At 48.3% G+C, this 24,517-nt stretch carries 21 protein-coding genes; 17 read left to right on the forward strand and 4 right to left on the reverse strand.

Annotated elements, in window-relative coordinates:
• Positions 1-27 precede the first annotated feature (27 nt).
• The 10 genes from NFR99_RS03040 (at position 28) to NFR99_RS03085 (ending at position 13,297) form a co-directional block, all read left to right on the forward strand.
• Positions 28-3,582, forward strand: a complete 3,555-nt coding sequence (locus NFR99_RS03040; protein WP_251352676.1) for a DUF5717 family protein — start codon at positions 28-30, stop codon at positions 3,580-3,582.
• A gap of 24 nt (positions 3,583-3,606) precedes the next feature.
• Positions 3,607-4,770: a DUF5716 family protein gene (locus NFR99_RS03045; RefSeq protein WP_251352679.1), complete on the forward strand. Its 1,164-nt coding sequence runs from the start codon at positions 3,607-3,609 to the stop codon at positions 4,768-4,770.
• Between the two features lie 15 nt (positions 4,771-4,785).
• On the forward strand, positions 4,786-5,577 hold the full coding sequence (locus tag NFR99_RS03050) for a hypothetical protein (RefSeq protein WP_120485703.1): 792 nt from the start codon (positions 4,786-4,788) through the stop codon (positions 5,575-5,577).
• Positions 5,578-5,693: 116 nt separating this feature from the next.
• On the forward strand, positions 5,694-6,575 hold the full coding sequence (locus NFR99_RS03055; protein ID WP_251352681.1) for an amino acid ABC transporter substrate-binding protein: 882 nt from the start codon (positions 5,694-5,696) through the stop codon (positions 6,573-6,575).
• Positions 6,576-6,650: 75 nt separating this feature from the next.
• On the forward strand, positions 6,651-7,301 hold the full coding sequence (locus NFR99_RS03060) for an amino acid ABC transporter permease (protein ID WP_251352683.1): 651 nt from the start codon (positions 6,651-6,653) through the stop codon (positions 7,299-7,301).
• A 14-nt stretch (positions 7,302-7,315) separates the two neighbouring features.
• Positions 7,316-8,068, forward strand: coding sequence for an amino acid ABC transporter ATP-binding protein (locus NFR99_RS03065; RefSeq protein WP_120485700.1), 753 nt, complete (start codon positions 7,316-7,318; stop codon positions 8,066-8,068).
• 114 nt (positions 8,069-8,182) lie between these two features.
• A complete protein-coding gene (gene purC, locus NFR99_RS03070; protein ID WP_120485699.1) occupies positions 8,183-8,887 on the forward strand; it encodes a phosphoribosylaminoimidazolesuccinocarboxamide synthase in 705 nt (234 codons plus the stop codon).
• A 116-nt stretch (positions 8,888-9,003) separates the two neighbouring features.
• On the forward strand, positions 9,004-10,446 hold the full coding sequence (gene purF, locus NFR99_RS03075) for an amidophosphoribosyltransferase (RefSeq protein ID WP_120485698.1): 1,443 nt from the start codon (positions 9,004-9,006) through the stop codon (positions 10,444-10,446).
• 24 nt (positions 10,447-10,470) lie between these two features.
• Complete coding sequence (gene purB / locus NFR99_RS03080) at positions 10,471-11,904, forward strand: adenylosuccinate lyase (protein ID WP_120485697.1); 1,434 nt, start codon at positions 10,471-10,473, stop codon at positions 11,902-11,904.
• Positions 11,905-12,022: 118 nt separating this feature from the next.
• Positions 12,023-13,297 carry an adenylosuccinate synthase gene (locus NFR99_RS03085; RefSeq protein WP_120485696.1) on the forward strand — a complete coding sequence of 425 codons (1,275 nt, stop codon included), beginning with the start codon at positions 12,023-12,025 and terminating at the stop codon, positions 13,295-13,297.
• Between the two features lie 225 nt (positions 13,298-13,522).
• Here the strand turns inward: NFR99_RS03085 and NFR99_RS03090 are convergent, their stop codons facing one another.
• The 4 genes from NFR99_RS03090 to NFR99_RS03105 form a co-directional block, all read right to left on the reverse strand.
• On the reverse strand, positions 13,523-14,425 hold the full coding sequence (locus NFR99_RS03090; RefSeq protein WP_251352684.1) for a sensor histidine kinase: 903 nt from the start codon (positions 14,423-14,425) through the stop codon (positions 13,523-13,525).
• A gap of 14 nt (positions 14,426-14,439) precedes the next feature.
• On the reverse strand, positions 14,440-15,270 hold the full coding sequence (locus tag NFR99_RS03095) for an ABC transporter permease (protein WP_120483902.1): 831 nt from the start codon (positions 15,268-15,270) through the stop codon (positions 14,440-14,442).
• Entirely contained in the window at positions 15,263-16,177 is a 915-nt protein-coding gene (locus NFR99_RS03100) for an ABC transporter ATP-binding protein (protein ID WP_120483903.1), read from the reverse strand. The genes NFR99_RS03095 and NFR99_RS03100 overlap by 8 nt, the downstream gene beginning before the upstream one ends.
• Positions 16,178-16,304: 127 nt before the next feature.
• Positions 16,305-17,003: a response regulator transcription factor gene (locus tag NFR99_RS03105; protein ID WP_120483904.1), complete on the reverse strand. Its 699-nt coding sequence runs from the start codon at positions 17,001-17,003 to the stop codon at positions 16,305-16,307.
• Between the two features lie 174 nt (positions 17,004-17,177).
• Between NFR99_RS03105 and NFR99_RS03110 the strand changes: the two genes are divergently transcribed.
• The 7 genes from NFR99_RS03110 (at position 17,178) to NFR99_RS03140 (ending at position 24,103) form a co-directional block, all read left to right on the forward strand.
• On the forward strand, positions 17,178-18,800 hold the full coding sequence (locus NFR99_RS03110; RefSeq protein ID WP_251352686.1) for an ABC transporter substrate-binding protein: 1,623 nt from the start codon (positions 17,178-17,180) through the stop codon (positions 18,798-18,800).
• Between the two features lie 114 nt (positions 18,801-18,914).
• Positions 18,915-19,910, forward strand: coding sequence for an ABC transporter permease (locus NFR99_RS03115; RefSeq protein ID WP_251352688.1), 996 nt, complete (start codon positions 18,915-18,917; stop codon positions 19,908-19,910).
• Complete coding sequence (locus tag NFR99_RS03120) at positions 19,907-20,728, forward strand: ABC transporter permease (RefSeq protein ID WP_251352690.1); 822 nt, start codon at positions 19,907-19,909, stop codon at positions 20,726-20,728. Before NFR99_RS03115 ends, NFR99_RS03120 begins: the two co-directional genes overlap by 4 nt.
• Positions 20,729-20,806: 78 nt before the next feature.
• Positions 20,807-21,772, forward strand: a complete 966-nt coding sequence (locus NFR99_RS03125) for an ABC transporter ATP-binding protein (RefSeq protein WP_251352692.1) — start codon at positions 20,807-20,809, stop codon at positions 21,770-21,772.
• Positions 21,773-21,835: 63 nt separating this feature from the next.
• Entirely contained in the window at positions 21,836-22,444 is a 609-nt protein-coding gene (locus tag NFR99_RS03130) for an ABC transporter ATP-binding protein (protein WP_135974553.1), read from the forward strand.
• Positions 22,445-22,764: 320 nt separating this feature from the next.
• Entirely contained in the window at positions 22,765-23,580 is an 816-nt protein-coding gene (locus NFR99_RS03135) for an Rpn family recombination-promoting nuclease/putative transposase (protein WP_135974551.1), read from the forward strand.
• Between the two features lie 52 nt (positions 23,581-23,632).
• Positions 23,633-24,103 carry an NUDIX hydrolase gene (locus tag NFR99_RS03140; RefSeq protein WP_135974549.1) on the forward strand — a complete coding sequence of 157 codons (471 nt, stop codon included), beginning with the start codon at positions 23,633-23,635 and terminating at the stop codon, positions 24,101-24,103.
• Positions 24,104-24,517 lie beyond the last annotated feature (414 nt).

The following is a 24,517-nucleotide window of genomic DNA, read 5'->3' on the forward strand; positions in this document are numbered from 1 at the left end:
CATAAACGATAGGTACAGGTGGAAGAGTTGAAAAGAAGGATTGAACAGCTGCTGAATGGAATATTTGAGTATGAGGCTCCCAGGCTTGTGGTTTCCCAGGAGGAAATCCGTGCGGTGCTCCGAAAGGGCAGGACGTTCCGGGGAGAATTCCGGGTGGAGAGTGCGGATAAACGGAAAGTCAAAGGCTTTATCTATGCGGACAGCCCCCGCATGGCATATGAGCCTTCAGATTTTAATGGAATTTCTGAGAAAATCGTGTATGAACCTGATATTACGGGTATGGAGGAAGGAGATGTGCTGGAAGGCGCGTTTACTGTTTGCTCGGATTTAGGGGAATACAGGATTCCTTACCATATTGAGATTGCCCGGAGCATGGTGAAGACTTCTGCTGAAGTGATTGACAGCCTGGAAGATTTCCAGAAACTTGCCCGGGAGGATTTTCAGAAAGCATATCCCGTTTTTGTATCGGAGGGATTTCGGAACATGTTGGAGAGACAGAAGCCGGAATGGATCCCTTTGTATGAAGGATTGCGTACACAGGCGTCAGGTTATGCGGATATGGAGGAGTTTCTGGTGGGAATCCATGCGAAAGACGTGGTAAATCTTACGCTGGAAAAGCCAGACACGTATTTTGAAGGGCTTGGGCAGACCCAGAAGGAATCAGCAGTGCTTTCGAAGGACGGCTGGGGTTTTCAGAAACTGGATATCTGTACAGATGCGGAGTTCCTGGAAGTAGAGCGTCCGGTGGTTACGACGGATGAATTTATTGGGAGCACTTACCGCCTGGATTATCTGATTTACCCGGACAGGCTTCACGAAGGGAAGAATTACGGAAAGATTTTTGTAAAAAGCCCTTACCAGACACTGTGCTTTGAGGTAACTGTGGCAAAGAATGCCGAAAACGGCCCGTCAGGACAGCGGCATGAGCAGAAGGTAAGGATAAAGCGTCTGATGGAGCGGTATGTGGAGTTCCGGCTCCGCAGGCTCAGTCTGAAAAAGTGGGTGGACAGTTCGCTGGCGGACTTAAAAGCATACAGGAATGCGGGCGGCGCGCATCCTATGCTGGAGTTGTACCAGGCGCATCTTCTCTTTGCGGCAGGACGGGAAGATGAGGCGTGCATTCTCCTCACAGAGTTTGAGGGAGAGCGCGGGAGGATGGAGAAACCGGAAGTCAGAGGCTACTACCTGTATTTGACAACATTTTATAATAAAGACAGGGTTTATGTAGACTATGTAGAAGAGACTCTTTTGGAGCTGCTTCATCAGGATAGGGAAAACTGGAGGCTGCAATGGCTGCTTTTGTATCTTCAGGAAAGCATGATTTCACGTCCGGCAGATAAGCTTGAAGCCATCCGAAGTCAGTTCCTTTATGGGTGCCGGAGCCGTATTATGTACTTGGAGGCTTACGGGATTATTGAGAAAAAACCGGGAATGCTTAAGAAGCTGGGAGAATTTGAGGTGAGCCTGCTTCATTTTATATGCCGGGAAGGGCTTTTGGATGAAGAAATTATCCGGCATATCACAGATTTGGCGGGACGGGAGAAAAAATATTCGAAACATCTGTATGATATCTTGAAACAATGTTATGAGGAGCAGCCTTCGGGGAACCTGTTAAAAGTTATCTGCAGCCTGTTGATTAAAGGGGATAAGGACGGAGAAGCATACTTTGCATGGTATGAGGCTGCGGTAGAGTCGGATATCCGGCTTACCGGTCTGTATGAGCATTATGTGAATTCTATGGGAACAGGTTTTCAAAAGCCTCTGCCACGGATGATTAAGATGTATTTCTCATATAATAATACGCTGAACTATCAGAAAAAGGCGGCAGTGTATGCGAATGTAATAGAACATCGGGAAGAAGATATGCGAACGTTTGAGAACTATCAGCCGACGATCGAAAAGTTTATGGTGGAGCAGCTGGAGGCGGGGCATATTAATCGAAGCCTGGCGTTGATTTACCGGACGTTTCTGAATGCGTCTGTCCTGAACCGCTGGATAGCTGAGCATTTGGCGAAGGTGATTTTTACATGTGAAGTTCGCTGTGACAGCCCAAATGCCCGCTATGTGGTAGTGGTTCACCGTGAGCTTGAGCATGAGCAGCGGGCGGCGCTGCTGGGCGGAAAAGCTGAGGTGAAACTATTTACCGAAAATTATCAGATTTTTATCGAGGATGACAGAGGAAACCGCTGTACAGCTTCACTGCCGTATGAGACGGAACGGCTTTTGGAGAGCGGCGAGCTTTTGGCTCTCTGCCGGAATATGTCATCGGAGTGTCCGGAAATTCTTCTGAACATCTGTGGGGCGGCAGTGGGAGAGCATGTTGTCGGGGAAAAGAATGTAAAGAGCTTCTGGAAGCTTTTGGACGTCAGCGGTATCCGGGAGGGATATAAAGAAGCAGTGAGGAAGGAGCTTTTAGACTATTATTACGCAAATCCAAAATCGGCGTCCCTGGATGAATTTTTGCATGGAATCAGCCTGGAAAAATTTTTCCGGACGGATAAGCGCAAGCTTTTGGGGATGCTGGCAGCGGAAGGAATGTGCAGTGAGGCGTTTGCCCTGGTGGGAACTTACGGGGCAGAAAGGGCGGAACTTGGCTCTCTGGTGCGGATATGCAGCCGGAATGTGCTGAGCAGGGAGTATGAGCCGGATGATATGCTGCTCTCTGTCTGCTGGTACTGCTTCAGGCATGAGAAATATGATGAAACTCTGCTTTCTTATCTTCTGAAACATTATGACGGCCCGATACAGGACATGAAGCGTCTCTGGAAAGCGGGAAAACAATTTGAGCTGGATACTTACAGGCTGGAAGAGAAGATTCTTCTTGTGTTGGTTTTTATGCGCTCCGGCACAGAAGAGACAGAGGAAATTTTTGATTCTTACCGGAAAAATATGGGGAAAAAACCGTTAATATCGGCGTATGTCATCTATCGGGCATATGAGTATTTTGTGCGGGGGATTTCTGTCAGCGCTCCGGTGTTTGCCTACATTGAGAGGGAATATGAGATGGGACAGGAGATGCAGGATGTATGCCTGCTGGCGCTGCTGCGGTTTTATGCGGCTCAGCCTTCCCTGACGGACAAGCAGGAAGGGAATGTGCAGAAGCTTTTGGAGGAATTTTATTACAGGGGGATGCCTTTCGCATTTTATAGGGATTTCCCGACAGAGTTAATACGCCCATTTCAGCTGCAGGATAAGAGCTATGTAGAGTATCGGGCGAATCCTGGAGCGTCCGTGACGCTGAGCTGGTCTGTGGAGAGACAGGGCGGAGGGAAAACCAGAAAGAGTTCAGAGCTAATGAAGGATGTTTACCAAGGTGTGTTTGTAAAAGAATTCACGCTGTTTTATGGGGAAACTGTTCACTATAAGATACGTGAAGATTTTGACGGGACAAAGCGGGAGACAGAGCCTATGACGCTTTCCTGGGACGCCAGGGGAAATATGGAAGGCGATACGCGCTATGATTTGATTAACCGTCTGGCAAAGGCGGTATCTGATAAGGACAAACGGGCAGCCAGGGACGTGATGCAGCTCTATTTTGAACAGGAATGCCTGGCAAAACATATTTTCCCGAATAATGAATAGTTCGGAGGTAAATCGGAGGCGGATATGGCAATGGATTTTAACGAGGTAATCATAGGCTTTGATTTGGGGCGGAACTCCTCTGTGCTCACTTTTTACCATCAGAATAATACGGAGCCTAAGACGGTCAGCGCGGTGGCGGGAGAGGAGAAGTATCAGATTCCTACTCCGAGGGACTTATTTCCGCTGATTGAACAAAAAGTGGAGCTGGGAGTTGCGCTGTTGTCGAATTTCTTTAAAGTGTGTTTTGAAAAACTTTCGGCAGTGGGGCCTATGAGCGGGGCAGTGGTGATGGTGACAATGGCGGAGATGCGCCGGGACTGGGTGCAGGCAATCCGGCAGGCTCTGGAGATGCTGGGCATTCCAAAAGATAAGGTTTATCTCCAGGATTATCTGGAGAGTTTCTACTATTATGCGTTGAGCCAGAAGAAGGATTTATGGCGCTATAAGGTGGGACTGTTTTCTTATGAGGAAGATTTTATCACAGGATATGAGCTGCATATCAATGGAAAGACAAAGCCGGCTATGGTCTCCGTGAAGAACAGGGGACGCATCTGCCTGGATGAAAAGACGAGGGGAAGCCGGAAACCGGAACACTGGAAGCGAATGAAAGACGTGCGTTTTCTGGAACATGCGAAGAAGGTGATGGGCACAGATGCATATTCCACGGTTTACCTGGTGGGAGATGGTTTTGACCAGAGCTGGGAGCAGGAATCCCTCAAATATCTGTGTAGCAGGCGGAAAGTGTTTTTGGGCCGGAATCTGTATTCTAAGGGAGCGTGCTATGGGGCGATGAGCCTGGCGGGGATAAAGCCTCTGGGAAATTATATTTATGCAGGACCGGATATGATTGAGCATAATGTGGGCATGAAGATGTTCAAGCGGGGGATAGAGAGCCGCATGGATATGATAAACGCCGGAATCAATTACTACATGGCATATTTTGAATGTGAATTTATTTTGGACGGCACGGATGAGCTGGTATTTTTCACCCGGAGTATACATGGCGAGAGCATGGCTCATAAAGTGCGGCTGACAGATCTTCCCAAACGGCCGAACCGGGCGACCAGGATACACATGGAGATAACTTTTACGGCAAAAGATAAGTGCCGGATAAGGCTTGAGGACATGGGGCTTGGCGAGCTGTATAAAAGCTCGGGAAAAAAATGGGAAGCAGTGATTGAGCTGTAGAAGGAGGCATGGGGAATGAGCGGCTATCATTTGTGTCAGGTGAGGAAAGCGGAGCATCCTTATTATATTGAAAGTATCAGCACGAATATATACACAATAGAAGAATTGTGCTTTTATCTGCAGCAGAATATCTATCTGGTGGACAGTTCTATTATGAATGAAGAGCTGTGCAGCTGGGTAGGAGAAGAACTGGGGCTGAAAAAGCTGTGCCGGAAGCTTACGGAACGTTTGGAGGAGGCGCGGCATGGCAGCATGGCGGGATTTCTTCTGCCCATTTTCAAAGAAATCGGATATCTGTCGCCGGAAGAGCACCGCCAGGTGCAGGAACAAATTTCCGGCATTGAAATCCAGCCGGCGGATTTGCGGAGAAAGATAAAGGCGGATTATCTGATGAAGTACGGGATGTACGGGAATGCCATCCGGGAGTACTGCCGAATTTTAAAGGACAGGAATCCGGGGAATCTGGGAATTCAGTTTTATGCCTCGGTACTGGACAGCATGGCCGCAGGGTATGGGCATCTCTTTCTTTTTGAAGAAGCAGCGGACTGTCTGTGGCAGTCTTATGGGATTGTGAAATCGGCGCAGACGTTAAACCGTTATCTTTCGGTACTGCCTTTGTTTTTAGATAAGGAAGCGTACCGTGCAAGGCTGCAGGAGATTTCCGTGACGCGGGCGCAGATTGACAGGATTGAGACGAAAAATGCGAAATATATACGGGAAGAAGTGCCGAAGCTTTTAAAAGCGTGGGACGCGGAAAAGTTTCTGGAACAGCAGAAGAAAGAGTATTGTAAAAGCGCATGCAGTTAAAACGGCGGTTGACAGTTCTTCTAATATATGCTAGTATGATTTTGCTGATTTAGCATGGTAGAGTGCTCAATCGATAAAGACACATGCTTATACATAATTATGGAGGAGAATTTATTATGAAAAAAAGAATCATTAGCGCGATGCTGATTACAGCGATGGCGGCAGCTATGACAGCAGGATGCGGAACGAAAGAGGAAGCTCCGGCAACGGAAACAGCTGCAGAGTCCGGGACAGAAGAGGCAGTGAAATTAGAGGATGATACAGATGCTCCGGAATCAGAGGCAGCAGGAGCGGAAAAGTCAGGCGATACGTTTACGGTAGGCTTTGACCAGGATTTCCCGCCTATGGGATTTGTAGGCGAGGACGGCGAGTTTACAGGCTTTGACCTGGAACTGGCAGCAGAGGTGGCAAAGCGTCTTGATAAAGAAATCGTGTACCAGCCAATCGCATGGGACGCGAAGGACATGGAGCTTGAGTCGGGTACGATTGACTGTATCTGGAATGGATTTACCATGAATGGACGAGAGGATTCCTATACCTGGAGCGAGCCGTACATGAAGAATAACCAGGTATTTGTAGTGAAAGCGGACGCTGGCATCAGCACAAAGGAAGACTTGGCCGGAAAGGTCGTAGATGTACAGACAGATTCCAGTGCAGAGGCAGCTTTGAAAGAAGATGAAGAGCTGATGAATTCGTTCGGACAGCTTGTGACAGTGGCAGATTACAATACGGCATTTATGGATCTGGAGTCTGGTGCGGTAGATGCGATTGCTATGGATGATGTGGTAGCAAGCTATCAGATTGAGCAGAGGCAGGTAGATTTCGTAGTGCTGGATGAGACACTGGCAGCAGAAGAGTACGGCGTCGGCTTTAAGCTGGGCAATGAAGAGCTGCGAGACCAGGTACAGGATGCGTTGAAAGAGATGGCGGCAGACGGCACGCTGGCAGAGATTTCAGACAAATGGTTTGGCAAGGATATTACGACAATCGGTAAATAAATACAGCTATATCAGGGCTGCTGTAAAAGCGTTTTTGCAGCAGCCCTTTTTACGGTAAGTGCGGAGGAAGAGAAGATGGATTATGGGATGATGCTTTCGAAACTGGCAGGCGGGATGCTGACAACTGTTTCGATATTTGGGCTGACGCTGCTGTTTTCCATGCCTCTTGGCATGGTGGTTGCTTTCGGCAGGATGTCAAAGAATAACATAGTACGTAACATTACAAAGATATACATATCAATTATGCGCGGCACTCCCCTGATGCTTCAGGTAATGGTGGTTTATTTCGGACCATACTATCTGTTTGGGATTCCGATTGCATCGTCCTACCGTTTTATTGCGGTTATTATCGGATTTGTGCTGAATTATGCGGCATATTTTGCAGAAATTTACAGGGGCGGTATTGAGTCCATGCCGGTCGGGCAGTATGAGGCTGCCGCCTTGCTGGGATATACGAAGGGGCAGACATTTCTGCGCATCATACTTCCACAGGTGATTAAGCGGATTATTCCGTCAGTGACGAATGAAGTGATTACACTGGTGAAGGATACTTCCCTGGCTATGGTAATCGCGGTGAGCGAGATGTTTACTATCGCGAAGGCGCTGGCTTCCTCCAGCACCAGCATGATGCCGTATGTAGCAGCAGGGATTTTCTACTATGTATTTAATTTCCTTGTGGCCTGGGCGATGGAGAAAATCGAGCATAAGCTGAACTATTACAGATAGGGGGGGGAAGAGATATGAAGCTGTTGGAAATGAGCCATGTAAAGAAGAAATTCGGCGATTTGGAGGTGCTGAAAGATATTTCTGTTACGGTGGAGGAGGGACAGGTGCTGGCAATCATCGGGCCGTCCGGTTCCGGGAAGTCTACGCTGCTGCGGTGTGCCACGATGCTGGAAACGATGGATGACGGCGAGATGTACTATCTGGGCGAGCAGGCAGCGAAGAGCGAAGGCGGAAAAGCTGTGTACGCGAAACAGGCGGAGCTTCGGAGGATGCAGGGATATTATGGGCTGGTATTTCAGAACTTCAATCTGTTCCCACATTTTTCCGTGCTGAAAAATGTGATGGACGCGCCGGTTCATGTGCAGAAGCGAGATAAAGCAGAGGTGGAAAAGCAGGCGCGGGGGCTGCTGGATAAGATGGGACTTGGTGATAAAGCCGACGCTTATCCGTACCAGCTTTCCGGCGGGCAGCAGCAGCGTGTGTCCATCGCCAGGGCGTTAGCGATGAATCCAAAGATTCTCTTTTTTGATGAACCGACTTCCGCGCTGGACCCGGAACTGACCGGAGAAATTCTGAAGGTCATCCGGGATTTGGCGGCAGAGCATATGACGATGGTAATCGTTACCCATGAGATGAACTTTGCCCGGAATGTGGCGGATCATATTATTTTTATGGAGCACGGGGTTATCGCAGAGCAGGGGACGCCGGAGGAACTGTTCAACTCCGGAAATCAGAGGATGCGGGAATTTCTGGGAAAATTTGAATAAGAGAAAGGTTTTCTGCAACTTGGAACTTGCTTTATGCGGTACATTGTTATATACTTGTAAATGTTTGAAACAGATACATAGAAGATGACTCAAGAAAGACAGGTGGATTTCAATATGGAAAAAAAAGAGCTGCTTTATGAGGGGAAAGCAAAGAAGGTTTATTTGACAGACGACCCGGATGTGTTGATTGTAGATTATAAGGATGATGCGACAGCATTCAACGGATTGAAAAAGGGTACGATTGTCGGAAAAGGTGTTGTAAATAACCGAATGACAAACCTTGTTTTCCGGAAGCTGGAGAATGAGGGAGTCCCAACCCATTTTGTAGAAGAGTTGAGCGACAGAGAGACAGCCGTAAAGAAGGTGGAGATTGTTCCGCTGGAGGTTATCATCCGGAACGTGGCGGCAGGAAGCTTTTCAAAGAGGCTTGGCGTGCCGGAGGGGACGAAGTTCAAAGCTCCCACCATTGAGTTTAGTTATAAAAATGACGACCTGGGCGACCCGCTGATTAACGATTACTTCGCAATCGCGATGGAACTGGCGACCAGGGAAGAGATTGATACGATTACAAAGTATGCGTTTAAAGTGAATGAAGTTCTGAAAGCATACTTTATGGAAGCAAATATTGAACTGGTTGACTTTAAAATTGAATTCGGACGTTACCACGGGCAGATTATCCTGGCGGATGAGACTTCGCCGGATACCTGCAGGCTGTGGGACGCAGATACCCATGAGAAACTGGACAAGGACCGTTTCAGAAGGGATCTTGGAAATGTAGAGGAAGCATATAACGAAGTGTTTAAGCGTCTGGGGTTATAAATAGCAGAGAGGCACAGAAATAGCAGCAGCTACGTCTGTGCCTTGCTCTTGTGAATGCGGCAGGTTTCAGGACTGCCGTGCAGCAGAAGGTTTCAGGTGCGGACGGAGTGAGGGATATGCAGGAAATATATGAGCAGAATATAGAAATAGACAAATTAAGAGAAGAGTGCGGCGTATTTGGCATCTATGATTTTGACGGCAATGATGTGGCATCTACGATTTATTATGGGCTGTTTGCCCTGCAGCATCGGGGACAGGAGAGCTGCGGCATAGCCGTAAGCGATACTCGCGGCCCCAAAGGCCAGGTGCAGTCTTATAAGGGGATGGGTCTGGTTCAGGAGGTGTTTACAGAAGGCGGTCTTTCCGGTATGAAAGGCGATATCGGGGTCGGGCACGTCCGGTATTCTACTGCGGGGGCAAGTACCCGGGAGAATGCACAGCCGCTGGTGCTGAATTATATCAAGGGCACGCTGGCGCTGGCGCATAACGGAAACCTGATTAATGCGCCGGAGTTGAGGGAAGAACTGTCTTATGGGGGCGCGATTTTTCAGACAACGATTGACTCGGAAGTTATTGCGTACCATATCGCAAGGGAGCGCGTCACAGCCGCTACGGCGGAGGAGGCGGTTGCCGGAGCCATGAAGAAGCTGAAAGGCGCTTATTCTTTGGTGGTGATGTCTCCTAGGAAGTTAATGGGGGCACGGGATCCTTATGGATTTAAGCCGCTGTGCATCGGAAAGAGGGACAACGCCTATATTTTGGTATCAGAGAGCTGCGCGCTGGATACAATAGGGGCAGAGTTTGTCCGGGATGTGCTTCCGGGAGAAATCGTGACGATTACCGGGGATGGCATTCACTCCGATACGAGGATGTGCATTCCAAAGGAAAAGCAGGCGAGATGCATTTTCGAATATATTTATTTTGCCAGGCCGGATAGCTGTATTGACGGTGTGAACGTTTATCAATCCCGCATCATGGCGGGAAGGTTTCTGGCGATGGATTCCCCGGTGGAGGCTGATTTGGTGGTCGGTGTTCCGGAATCGGGAAATGCGGCGGCTCTTGGGTATTCGCTGCAGTCGGGAGTCCCTTATGGAACGGCTTTTGTGAAAAACGGCTATGTGGGCAGGACTTTTATCAAGCCGAAACAGAGCAGCAGGGAATCCAGTGTGCGTGTGAAGCTGAATGTTCTGAAAGATGCGGTAAAGGACAAGAGAATCATCATGATAGACGATTCCATTGTCCGGGGAACCACAAGTGACAGGATTGTGAGTATGCTGAAAGAAGCCGGAGCCGCTGAGGTGCATGTGCGGGTCAGTTCGCCGCCGTTCTTGTGGCCCTGCTATTTCGGGACAGATGTGCCTGCGCGGGAACAGCTTATCGCATACGAGCGGACAGTAGAGGAAGTCCGTGAGATGATTGGCGCGGATTCCCTGGGATATCTGAAACTGGAACGCCTGGAGGAGATGGCAGACGGACTGCCTATCTGTAAAGGGTGCTTTACGGGGAAATATCCGATGGAGCCGCCAAAAGAGGACATCCGCGGAAGCTATGAGAAATAGAGAGTGACAGAAAAGGAGAAGAAAATGAGTACAGACAGGTATCAAAGCCCATTATCTGAGCGTTATGCCAGCAAAGAAATGCAGTATATATTTTCACCGGATATGAAATTCCGCACCTGGAGGAAGCTCTGGATAGCGCTGGCTGAGACAGAAAAGGAACTGGGGCTGAATATCACGGAAGAGCAGATTGCGGAGCTGAAAGCCCATGCTGAGGACATCAATTATGAGGTGGCGAAAGAGAGGGAAAAGCTGGTGCGCCACGATGTCATGTCCCATGTATATGCTTATGGCGTACAGTGTCCGAAGGCGAAAGGCATCATCCACCTGGGGGCGACTTCCTGCTATGTAGGCGACAATACCGACATTATCGTGATGACAGAGGCGCTTCGCCTGGTTAGGAAAAAGCTGGTGAATGTAATTGCAGAGCTGGCAAAGTTTGCAGATGAATATAAAGCGCAGCCGACATTGGCATTTACCCATTTCCAGCCGGCGCAGCCGACAACAGTAGGTAAGAGGGCAACCCTGTGGATGCAGGAGTTTCTGATGGATTTGGAAGATTTGGAACATGTGCTTAAAACAATGAAACTGCTAGGTTCTAAGGGAACAACCGGGACACAGGCAAGCTTTCAGGAACTGTTTGATGGAGACCAGGAAACGATTGACAAGATTGATCCGATGATTGCGAAGAAGATGGGCTTTCAAGAGTGTTATCCGGTATCCGGTCAGACATATTCCAGGAAAGTGGATACGAGGGTGCTGAATATCCTGGCGGGGATTGCTGCCAGTGCGCATAAGTTTTCAAATGATATCCGTCTGCTGCAGCATCTGAAGGAAGTGGAAGAACCATTTGAGAAAACGCAGATTGGTTCTTCTGCCATGGCGTACAAGCGGAATCCTATGCGGAGCGAGCGTATTGCTTCCCTGGCGCGTTATGTAATGGCAGATGCTTTAAATCCGGCGATTACATCTGCGTCGCAATGGTTTGAGAGGACGCTGGATGATTCTGCGAATAAGCGGCTCTCGATTCCGGAAGGTTTCCTGGCGGTTGACGGTATCCTGGATCTTTGCCTGAATGTGGTGGATGGCCTGGTAGTTTATCCGAAGGTAATTGAAAAGCGCCTGATGGCAGAGCTGCCGTTTATGGCTACGGAGAATATTATGATGGATGCAGTGAAAGCGGGCGGCGACAGGCAGGAACTGCATGAGCGTATCCGGGAGTTATCTATGGAGGCGGGAAGAAATGTAAAGGCTCTGGGACTTGAAAATAACCTGCTGGAGCTGATTGCAGCGGATCCGGCGTTTAACCTGACGCTGGAGGAGCTTCAGAAAACGATGGAGCCGTCCCGGTATATAGGGCGGGCGCCGCTTCAGGTAGAGAGCTTCCTAAAATATGTGGTGGCTCCGGTTCTGGAGACAAACAAAGAGCTGTTGGGGGTAAAAGCAGAGATTCATGTATAAAAGGCAACACTTTACATGTCAACTCACGGAAGGCTGCCGTTTGTGGGACAGGAGGGAGTTTTCCGGGAAATTTATGAAAACGCGGCAGGCGTAAGATTGGAACACAGGAGGAAATGATATGGTACAAGCAGTTGTAGGAGCAAACTGGGGAGATGAAGGCAAGGGTAAGATTACAGATATGCTTGCCGAGAAGGCTGATATCATCGTCAGATTTCAGGGCGGCGCAAATGCCGGACATACCATTGTAAACAATTACGGGAAGTTTGCGCTTCATACATTGCCGTCGGGTGTATTTTACGGGCACACGACCAGCATTATCGGGAACGGCGTAGCGCTGAATATTCCGGTTTTATTTAATGAAGTGAAGAGCATTGTGGACAGGGGAGTGCCTATGCCGAAAATCCTTGTGTCCAACCGTGCGCAGATTGTGATGTCCTACCACATCCTGTTCGACCAGTGCGAAGAGGAACGGCTGGGGGGCAAATCCTTTGGTTCGACTAAGTCAGGGATTGCACCGTTTTATTCAGATAAGTATGCAAAAATCGGTTTTCAGGTAAGCGAGTTGTTTGATGAGGAGAGACTGAAAGAAAAAGTGCTCCGTATCTGCGAACAGAAAAACGTCATTCTGGAGCATCTGTACCACAAGCCGCCAATGAATCCGGAGGATCTTCTGGAAGAATTGCACGGCTACCGGGAGATGGTAGAGCCGTTTGTATGCGATACATCCGCATATCTCTGGAATGCAATCAAAGAGGGAAAAAATATTTTGCTGGAAGGTCAGTTAGGTTCTTTGAAAGACCCTGATCACGGGATTTATCCGATGGTAACTTCTTCCTCTACTTTGGCGGCGTTTGGCGCTATCGGGGCAGGTATCCCGCCTTATGAAATCAAGAAAATCGTGACCGTAGTAAAGGCATACTCAAGCGCGGTAGGCGCAGGCGCGTTTGTCAGCGAGCTGTTCGGCGAGGAGGCTGACGAGCTGAGACGCCGGGGAGGCGACGGCGGAGAATTCGGTGCAACCACGGGGCGTCCGAGACGTGTGGGATGGTTTGACTGTGTGGCAACCAAGTATGGCTGCAGGCTCCAGGGAACTACGGAAGTGGCGTTTACCGTACTGGATGTGCTGGGATATTTAGAGGAGCTTCCAGTGTGCGTAGGCTACGAGATTGACGGTCAGGTAACGACAGACTTCCCGACTACAGCGCAGCTTGAGAAAGCAAAACCGGTCTTTGAAAGCCTTCCGGGATGGAAAGAGGATATCCGTGGAATCAGGAAATATGAAAAACTTCCTGAGAACTGCAGAAAATATATTGAATTCGTAGAGGAAAAAATCGGCTTCCCGATTACTATGGTTTCTAATGGACCGGGGAGAGAGGATATTATTTACAGGTAAGATAGGGATAGAGAAGCGGCAGCTTGTAAGAGATTACGGGCTGCTGTTTTTTATATGGGGATAACATATATAGTAGATAACGAGAAATATTTTGCTGGAACAGGCAAAATATGTAATAGATTAATAAATGTAAAAAAATAAGATTGAATTTGAGATGAATATCAGATGAGTGAAGTGGAGAAGATATAGTTACAGATAAGAATAAAGCATATTCATAGAAGCAATTTAATCAGGCAGGTTTTCTGACAGGAAAGACACCGTAATAGCCAGCCTGTGAGCTTTGTAATCCGCCCGGATGCTCCCACCCATGGACTCGGTGAGATTCCGGGCGATGGACAGGCCGAGTCCTGTAGCTTCCCGTCCTGTCTCTATGGTGTAAAATTTGTCGAATAATTTTTCTGCGGTGACCCGCGTCATTTTCTTAGAGGTATTTGAAAAAGTTATCGTACCGTGGATATCCATGCGCACCACAAAGTCCCCGTCGCTGTATTTCAGGGCGTTACTGATAATGTTGCTGAAAATCCGGCTGACAGCAGCAGGGTCAAGAAACCGCCTGATTCGCTGTTCAGGGAGGGAGATATCCGGTGTAACGCCCTGCTGCTGAAAGCTTCCATAGAAGGAAAGCAGGCTTTCTTCTAACACACGACGCAAATCTATCCATTCGCAGTCAAATTCTTTTACAGAGACGGCTACCGAATAACGGAACAGTTCTTCGGTAAGCCGTTTTAACATGTGGGTGCGGTTTTCAATCATAGAAAGGTAACGCTGTACGGCTTCAGATTTTTCTTCCTGTTCCAGAAGCGCCAGATAGCCATAAATGGCAGTCAGCGGGGTGCGGAGGTCATGCGAAATGTTTGTAATGGCGCTTTTTAATTCCAAATCACCCTGCTGGAAACGGTGGCGTTCATTGCGGAGCTTTCTGAGCTGTATGTTGATATCGGCGGCCAGCTTACACATATGGGCGTCGCGGCTGGAAATAGAAATCAGCGTATTCGTGTCGATGGTAAGCCGTTCGGCAAGTCCTTCATTAATTTCCAGTGCGGATTTGCGCAAAAGGTGCAGGCGGACGGTAAGCCCGGTGATGATGCAGAGTAAAATACCGATGATAATCCACAGCCAGAATTCCATGATATACCTCCTCGCTATTTAATATCTTTCCGCCGAAAAATGCAGAGTCCGGCTCCAGACGACGCAATCAGGATAATCCCTGAGTATAAAAGCAGGATTCCGGGATGTTCGGAACTCATTTCCTGGCATTGTACCGACTGCCCGCTGGGGAGGAAGTCATACAGAAATTCATATACTTTCCGCTTATTTCCCCTGAGATAAAGGGGATTTGGATGTTCTCCCTCACTGACAAGCTCTCCGTTTACGCTATAGGAATAATCGGAATATGTTTCCGGCTGGCTGAGCCGGGACCGAATATACGTACCTGTAAACAGAAGGATGATCATGCCTAGGATACAGAGCACGGTGGTGATTGCTTTGCTGTGGCACAGCATGGCAATCAGTGTTAATAGAGATGAAACTGTCAGGCATATCCCGGCGGCGCACAGTGTAAACAGCAGTACCGTCCGTATGTCTGACTGGAAGAATCCAAACAGAGGGATTCCAACGCAGAGATATGCGGCTTCATATGCAGCGAATATGATTAGATTTGCCGCTGTGCAGACGATGAGGTTTGCGAGATAAATCGCCCTGCGTGTATGTCCTACGACAATTTTGTTTCGAATGGTTCCATCGCTGTATTCTGTCCCGATAAACAAACTGCAGAATACGGAAAAAACAATGGGGACAAGGAGTATATGGCTAAAAATATTTGAGTCTAAAACTACGGTCTGGCCATAGGTTTGACTGAAGGAATAGTTGCTGATGGATATATAAATCCCCAGTCCCGCCATTAAAAGGACACTCATCCAAAATACTTTATCTTTTTTTAAACGTGTAAAACCTGCAGATAACAATTTATTCATGAGAGGCACCTCCCAAAAGATTCATATAGTAGCTTTCCAGACTTTCGTCATGCTCATGCAGAGAAAGGATTTCACAATTTTCCTGCACCAGAGCCAAAGACAGGCGGGTAACGTTTATTTCAGAATAAATATCTGCCTGGCTTTCGGAGAGGATGCGGTATTCCAGCCCCATGTTGTCCAGTACGCGGGAAAGCGCCTGTATGTCGGACACTTTAATCTGTACACATTTCCTGCAGGCGGCTTCGAGATCCCGGGCGCTGATTTCTTTTACCATATGCCCTCTGTCGATAAAACCGTAATGAGTGGCAAGCCGGGAAAGCTCATCTAAAATATGGCTGGAAATCAATACAGTAATCTGCCGCTCATGATTCAGCTTCAGAATGAGTTCACGGATTTCAATAATACCCTGGGGGTCCAGGCCGTTGGCCGGTTCATCCAGTACCAGAAAATCCGGGTCTCCTGCCAGCGCGACCGCTATACCAAGACGCTGACGCATTCCGAGGGAAAAGTTTTTTGCTTTTTTCTTTCCTGTATTTTCCAGTCCGACAAGTTTTAGGAGGTCTGGTATCCCGTCAAAAGACGGAAGGCCGAGAATTTGGTATTGCTGTTTTAAATTTTCTTCTGCGGTCATGTTCAGGTAGATAGAGGGCGTCTCTACTACTGCCCCTATACGCCTGCGGGCATTTAGGATAGCGGAGCTCCCATTGCTGATGTTATAAAGGGAATAGTCTCCCGAAGTAGGATTCTGCAGCCCGCAGATGAGGCGGATCAGGGTGGTTTTTCCGGCGCCGTTTTTTCCTACGAAACCGTAGATAGAACCTTTCGGGACATGCATAGAAAGCCCGTTCAGCGCTTTGAAATGGCTGTAATGTTTGCTCAGGGCCCGGGTAGTCAAAATATAATCCATAAAAGTTTCCTCCTTATCGTTGATGCATGTAGTTTACCGCATATGAGTAAAGAAAGCAGTCAAGAAAAGGGTAAAGAAAGGGTGAAGATTCCCCATAGTTTAACCTGCCTGAATGATTACGAAGATTTTACGGCAGTTTGGTTTTTAGCTGAACTGTTGAGGAGCTGTCGGTTAATTTAAAACCAATCCCCCACACTGCTTCAATGTAGTCCCGCCCATTCACGGCGCGCAGTTTCCGGCGGAGGTTGCTGATGTGCTGTTTCAGGGAGCTGTCTGTGCAGTCTGGCGTGTCTTCAGTGATCCGTTCCAAAATGACAGCTTTGGCGATAACCTGTCCGGGATTTCTCATGAGTAGTTTCAAAATGGCATACTCCGTTTTTGTAAGTTTTACAGGGCAGTTTCCCACAGATACTTCATGGGAGGAAGGGTCTAGCTTTAAATCATCTACAGAGAGTATGGCAGACAGGCCGGAATCATGATGTTTGCGAAGCTGGACAGTAATACGGGCGAGCAGTTCTTTGATATCAAAAGGTTTGGTTAAGTAGTCTGCAGCGCCGCCCAGCAGCAGACGGACTTTATCCTGCACATCTATTTTCGCGCTGATTACAATGATAGGAAGATTATGAATATGGGGAAGAAGTTCTTCACCGGAAAGACCGGGAAGCATTAAGTCCAGCAGAATCAGATCTGCTCTGTGCTGAGAGAGCAGATATAACGCTTCAGTGCCGGAATATGCACGCAGCACAAGATAACCTTCCCGGTGCAGCACCTCTTCCAGCATATTCCCAATGTGAATATCATCGTCAATAATAGCAATTGTTTTCATAGGACACCTCACTTATTACGAAGAGCTTATAATTTTTGAGTGGAAAAGTCAAGTGCCCGAAAGTTTCATAGTGCTTTTTGTACGAATATATTTTAACCCCCGGGGAGGCTTGCGGGGGTATGGCAGTGATGGTATAGTGGATAAAAATAAATTTATAAATAAGGAGAGAAGCTTATGTGGAAGAAATTTACAGGAATGGTATGCGCGGCGGTGTTGGCAGCAGGGCTTCTTGCCGGATGCTCAGGCGGTACAGGAGATAAGAATCAGGACACACAGACGACCGGTGAGATGGCGGCAAAAGATGAAGTTGTAGTTACGATGCCGATTTCCTCGGAGCCGGAAGCAGGATTTGACCCGGCGTTTGGCTGGGGAGCAGGGGAGCATGTGCATGAGCCGTTGATTCAAAGTACACTTACAGTAACGACAAAGGATTTGCAGATAGGCAAAGATCTTGCGACGGATTACAGCGTCAGTGAGGATGGTATGATATGGACAGTTTCTATCCGGGATGGTGTAAAGTTTACAGATGGCGAGGCGCTGACGGCCTCCGATGTGGCATTTACGTATAATAACTGCAAAGAAAAGAGTACGGTTAATGACTTTACAATGCTGGATGAAGCGGTTGCGCTCAATGAGAATACGGTGGAGTTTCGGATGACGAAACCATTTTCTATCTGGCCCTATACAATGGCAATCGTGGGCATTGTGCCGGAACATGCGTATGATGAAAATTACGGGCAGAATCCCATCGGCTCGGGACGTTACATCATGAAGCAGTGGGATAAAGGGCAGCAGGTGATTTTTGAGGCGAACCCTGATTATTATGGAGATGCCCCGAAAATGAAAAAGGTGACAGTGCTGTTTATGGAAGAGGATGCTGCGCTCGCCGCAGCGCTGGCAGGGCAGGCGGATGTGGCGCATACGGCGGCATCTTATGCTGACCAGACAATGGATGGTTATGGACTGCTGGCGGTGCAGACCGTGGACAACCGTGGATTTAATCTTCCGTGCATCATGCCGGAGGAAAAGGATGGCATTACGTATGGAAATGCTTTTACTGCGGATGTGAATGTGCGGCGTGCAATTAACATCGGCATCGACCGCCAGGAGATGATCGACCATGTGCTGAACGGATATGGAACGGCTGCATACAGCGTGTGTGATAAGATGCCGTGGTATAATGAGGCCGGCGAGGTGGCGTATGACCAGGAAGAAGCAAAAAGGATTCTGGACGATGCGGGCTGGCTGGAGGGCAGCGGCGGCATCCGGGAAAAGGATGGCGTGAAAGCGGAATTTACGCTGATGTTCAGCAGCGGGGATTCGGTGCGTCAGGCGCTGGCGGAGGATACGGCAAACCAGCTAAAGGAACTGGGAATCCGGGTTACTACCGAGGGAGTGGGCTGGGATGTAGCGTATGACCGCGCCCAGTCTGATCCTCTCGTGTGGGGTTGGGGCGCGCATACGCCGATGGAAGTCTACAATATCTATCATTCTCTGGCAAATAGCGGAATCGGGCAGGCAGAGTATTCCCCATATGCGAATGAAACGGTAGATCAGTATATGGATGAAGCGCTGGAAACTGCGACGCTGGAAGAGTCTTATGAGCTGTGGCAGAAGGCACAGTGGGACGGGACGACAGGAATTACCCAGGAGGGCGACATTCCCTGGATTTGGCTCTGTAATATTGACCATTTGTATTTTGTGCGGAATGGTTTGCAGGTAGCAGAGCAGAAGATTCATCCCCACGGGCATGGATGGTCTATCGTAAATAATGTAGATCAGTGGTCATGGGAATAGACGCTTTCCAGACAGATGAATATGCAGGCGCTTTGCCTGAAGGAATGTCAAAAGTGAAAAGAAATGGGACGCTGTGGGCAGCGTCCCGTTTCGGAGGTTCATGGAGGAAAGGAAATGGATAGACGCATCCCTGTTTTGATAGGAAAAAATATTGTGAGGGCTATGCTGCTGGTGTTCGCAGTCAGTATCGTTACGTTCTGGCTGATGAAGGCGTCGCCTATGGACCCCTTACAGACAAATGTGGGACAGGCGGCGCTTGGGAGCATGAGCCGGGAGCAGATTGAAAAGCTGGAGGAATACTGGGGAGTGAATACCCCGCCAGCGGAGCAGTATCTGTCCTGGGCGAAGGATTTTGTGAGAGGGGATATGGGGACCTCCCTTCTGTACCGCCAGCCCGTGGCAAAGGTGATCGGGGCGAAGTTGGCGAATTCCCTGTTTCTGATGATGTTCGCATGGCTGGTTTCTGGGCTGCTGGGGGTTGTGCTTGGGGTGATCGCCGGGATGAACAGGGGAAAATGGATAGATAAACTGATAAAAGGTTACTGTCTGGTGATTTCCAGCACACCGGCCTTTTGGCTGGCGCTTTTGCTGTTAATGATTTTTGGCGTGGGGCTTCGATGGTTTCCAATCGGTTTAAGCGTGCCGATCGGCGTGGAAGCCGGCGGCGTGACGTTTCTGGACAGAGTGTATCATGCAGTGCTGCCTGCACTCACGCTCAGTATTACCGGAGTGTCAAATATCGCGCTCCATACCAGGGAAAAAATGATTGACATCTGCGGCAGCGATTATATGCTGTTTGCCAGGATGCGGGGAGAGACGGGCTGGCGTTTGTTTAAAAATTACGGATTCCGGAACGTGCTGCTTCCGGCTATTACGCTTCATTTTGCTGCTATCAGTGAAATTTTCGGAGGTTCGGTGCTGGTGGAGCAGGTATTTTCCTATCCGGGGCTGGGACAGGCGGCGGTGGCTGCGGGACTGGGAAGCGATATGCCCCTGTTGATGGCGGTTACGATTGTGAGCGCGCTGTTTGTGTTTGGGGGGAATATGATTGCGAATATCCTGTACGGAGTGGTTGATCCGAGGATTCGGAGAGGAGGGGCGTCAAAATGAGATTGAATCGCAGGCAGCGGGTGCTGATTGGCTTGGGGGTCTCTCTTTTGTTTCTCGCGGCAGTATGTGCGGCGGGCATCCTGTCGGGGGAGGCGGCGATGGCGACCGATTTTTCCAGAAAAAATACAGCGCCCTGTGTGAAGTATCTTTTCGGGACGGACTGGCTGGGGCGGGATATGCTGGCGAGGACGCTGAAAGGGCTGTCTTTAAGCATCCTGATCGGGCTTCTGGCGGCGGCAGTCAGCGCGGTACTGGCGCTTGTGCTGGGAATCGTGTCCGCTACGATGGGGAAGGCTGTGGATGCTGCCGTTACGTTCTGTATTGATTTAGTGATGGGGGTTCCGCATATTTTGCTGCTTCTTCTGATTTCTGTGGCTTTGGGAAAAGGGCTGCGGGGGGTTATCGTGGGGGTGGCGCTGACGCACTGGCCGTCTCTGGCGCGCCTGATTCGTGCAGAGGTTATCCAGCTAAAGGAAAGCCCGTATATCAGGATTGCGGAAAAGCTGGGAAAGAGTAAATGGTATATTGCCAGAAAGCATCTTCTGCCCCATCTGCTCCCGCAGTTTGTGGTAGGGCTGGTACTTCTGTTCCCTCATGCGATTCTCCATGAATCCAGTATTACGTTTCTGGGCTTTGGTCTTTCGACGGAGCAGCCGGCCATCGGTATCGTATTGTCGGAAGCTATGAAGTACCTGGTGACGGGGGAATGGTGGCTGGCGTTGTTTCCGGGGCTTCTGCTTGTTATCGTTGTGATTTTATTTTATGTAGCGGGGGAGAGCTTACAGAAGCTGATGAATCCGGGCAGTGTACATGAGTAATCCGGCTGGCAGCGCAGGACTTTGGATCTGCACAGCGTCTTCCGGGATATGCGGCAGCCGTAAGTAAAGAGGAGCAGGATGATGAGTGAAAAGAAAAAGACAGAACAGACGCCGATTTTAAAGATTGAACATATGAATATCACGTTTACCCAGTATGACAGGGGAATGCGTCAGACCGAGCTTCCGGTTATCCGCAATCTGGATGTGGAAGTCCATGCAGGAGAAATGGTGGCGGTTGTCGGATCCAGCGGTTCAGGGAAAAGCCTGCTGGCTCATGGCGTGATGGGAGTCCTCCCGTATAATGCCTCGATGGGAGGAAGGATTTTATACTGCGGGGAGGAGCTGACGAAGCAGAGGATTGAGAGGCTGCGGGGCAATGAGATTGTGCTGGTTCCGCAGAGCATCGCTTACCTGAATCCGCTGATGAAGATTGGTTCCCAGATATGCAAAGGCAGTAAGGATGAAAAGGTGAAAAGGAAGCTGCGTGATATTTTTGCACGGTACAGCCTGAAACCGGAGGTGGAGGAGCTGTATCCTTTTGAATTGTCAGGAGGTATGAACCGCAGAATTCTGATTTCCACGGCGCTGATCGAGGAACCGAAGCTGGTGATCGCGGATGAGCCGACGCCGGGACTGGATTTGAAAATGGCGAAACGGGCGATGGAGCATTTTCGGGAATTAGCGGATATGGGGGCCGGCGTGCTCGTGATTACCCATGATCTTGAGCTGGCGCTTGAGACGGCGGACAGGATCGCAGTGTTTTATGCGGGGACGACGCTGGAGGAAGCGACGGTATCTGATTTCGAGCGGGAAGAGACGCTGCGCCACCCGTATTCGAAAGCGCTTTGGCGCGCGATGCCGAAAAACGGGTTTGGCTTTGTTTCGGGAGAGCAGCCTTATGTCAAGGATTTACCAGGGGGCTGCCCGTTTGCCCCGCGGTGCGGCAGATGTACGGAGGAATGCAGGAAAGGTGAGATTCCCAGTCGGGAAATACGGGGCGGGCGTGTGAGATGCCTGCACCTGGAAGAATCCTTTGCTGAATAATGGATTTTTATAGATGTACGTGATGTCCTGCGGCATCTGCCGCGCGGACGGAGAGGGATTGATATGAAGCTGGAGATTAAAAATGTATCTTATCAATATACAAAGGATGGAAGGAAAATCCTGGAGGATTTCTGCCTTACGGTGGAGCATACGGAACGGGTGGGGCTGATCGCGCCCAGCGGATACGGGAAAACCACGCTGTGTAAGCTGCTTTCCGGATATCTTCTGCCGGATAAGGGTGAGATTCTGGTGGACGGACATCCGCTCGCTTCCTATCAGGGCTACTGCCCGATCCAGATGGTGTGGCAGCAGCCGGAACTGGCAGTAAATCCACGGCTTCGGATGCGGGAAGTTCTTCTGGAGGGCGACGAGGTAGAAGAGCGGATCGTTAGGGGGCTTGGCATTGAGGAGGACTGGTTGAATCGTTTTCCGTCCGAACTGTCTGGAGGAGAGTTGCAGCGGTTCTGTATTGCCAGGGCGCTGGGGAAGCGAACGAAGTTTTTGCTGGCGGATGAGATTACGACAATGCTCGATTTGATTACCCAGAGCCAGATCTGGCATTTTCTTTTACAGGAGGTGCAAAAAAGAGGGATTGGATTGTTGGCAGTCAGCCATAGCCAGCCTCTGCTGGAGCAGATATGTACGCGGCAGGTACGGCTGGAGAAGCAGTAATATTAATGTTTTTTACGTTGTGTTATATTGAAAATCTATAGATGCCATAAGATGAAAAGCCCGGAATGTCCTAAATAGATATTCCGGGCTTTTTTGAAGAAGTAGTATCATCAATATGATAAGTGAAAATATAAGAATGTATTGACTTTTTAGAGATTTGTGTTATATTCTAGATGATATAATATATAAAAAGAGATGATAATACACAAAAAGATAAATAGTTAGGAACTGAAACAGGATAAACCTAATTGACAAGAGCTTGAAAATACGATTGTCTATCCTAAAAAAGCGTGATAATATAAAAAGGAGATACAAATACGATGGAAACAGCCGAGGCAATGGAGACATGGGAAAAATTAGAGATAAAGGATGACTTTCTTTTTGCGAAAGTTATGCGTGATAAGAAGATTTGCAGGATGCTTTTGGAAAAATTGCTTCAAATTGAAATTAAAGATATTGTATATTTGGAGGAACAGAAAACGCTTGCTATTGGAAAGGATGCAAAAAGCGTGCGTCTGGACGTGTATCTAGAGGAGGGGGACAGGGTTTTTGATTTGGAAATGCAGACGACGAATAAGAGAAATCTGCCCAAGAGAAGCCGCTATTATCAGGGAATGATAGATTTAAATACAATAGAGAAGGGAGAGAGTTATAAAAAGCTGAAAGAGAGCTATGTTGTATTTATATGCACGTTCGACCCGTTTTATCAGGGAAAGGCACAGTATACATTTGAAAATCTTTGCCTGGAAAACAAGGGATTAAGGCTGGGGGACGGAACGAGAAAAGTTTTTTTCAACGCTAACGGCTATATTCATGCGGAAAATGAAGAGGTAAGGGAGTTTCTTAAATATGTAAACGGAGGAACGAGCAAGCATCCATTTATAAAAGCGATTGAGGATAAAGTGGTGCAGGTGAAAACGAATAAAGAATGGAGGTTGGAATATATGACACTGCTTATGAGAGAAGAAGAGATTCGGGAAGAAGGAAGAGAAGAAGGAAGAGAAGAAGGAAGAGAGGAAGGGATTAAAGGAACAGTGTCTGTATTAAAAGAATTAAATATTCCGCTGCAGACCATCTTGGTGAAAATCCAGGAACAGTACAATTTAAGTTCGGAAGCGGCTGAAAAATATTTATAGATGTTATACATTGTTGAATAAAATAAATTCCAGAGTACAGGTGGGGAGCGCAATGAAAAATACAACCTTATGCTATATTGAACAGGACGGGAAGTATCTGATGCTTCTTAGAAATAAGAAAAAAGCAGATATTAATAAAAATAAATGGATAGGAATTGGGGGAAAATTTGAGGAAGGTGAGAGCCCCGAAGAATGCTTGCTCCGTGAAGTGAAGGAGGAAACAGGTCTTATACTTGAGGAGTATCGGCTTCGGGGAATTATTACATTTTCTTCTGAAGGATGGGGAACAGAATACATGTATCTTTATACGGCGTCTGCTTTTTCCGGCACGTTGCAGGAGTGTGCGGAGGGAGAACTTCATTGGATACCTCGAAAAGAGGTCATAGATTTGAATCTTTGGGAAGGCGATAAGCTCTTTTTGAGGCTTTTGGCAGAAGATTCTCCTATGTTTTCTATGGTACTTAGATACCGTGGGGAAGAACTAATAGAGAGCAGGACAAAAATTTATAGCAGTATGCCATGAAAAAGATGTAAATATAAGAGTTACAGGAAAATGTCAGAAAATTTATTTCTGTCTTGACAGCCGCTTCATAAGATGTTATCTTAATAGAAATCAATTATAAGAAAATGCAGAGAAGAGGAATAGTACAGCTTGTCCTGAATTCAGAAAGTTGCCGGGTGATGTGAGGCAGTGGAAGGAGAGTTGGAACTCACCTCGGAGCGGCTGCCCGAAATTCCTGAAAAGATTTAGGGAGAGTAGACGCAGACGGATTTCCTACCGTTATCAGGGCAGGATATAAGGAGTTTATCCCGTATCCAATGAGTGATGGACGAATCATTGCGGCAGATTTTGAAAGATGAAGCAGCAGTGAGGAATTCATAAAGTAGAGTGGTACCGCGTAAGGCAGACAGCAAGTCTTTCGTCTCTATCAGGCAA

The organism is Hominisplanchenecus murintestinalis (genome assembly GCF_943193015.1).
Taxonomy (GTDB): Bacteria; Bacillota; Clostridia; order Lachnospirales; family Lachnospiraceae; genus Hominisplanchenecus_A; species Hominisplanchenecus_A murintestinalis.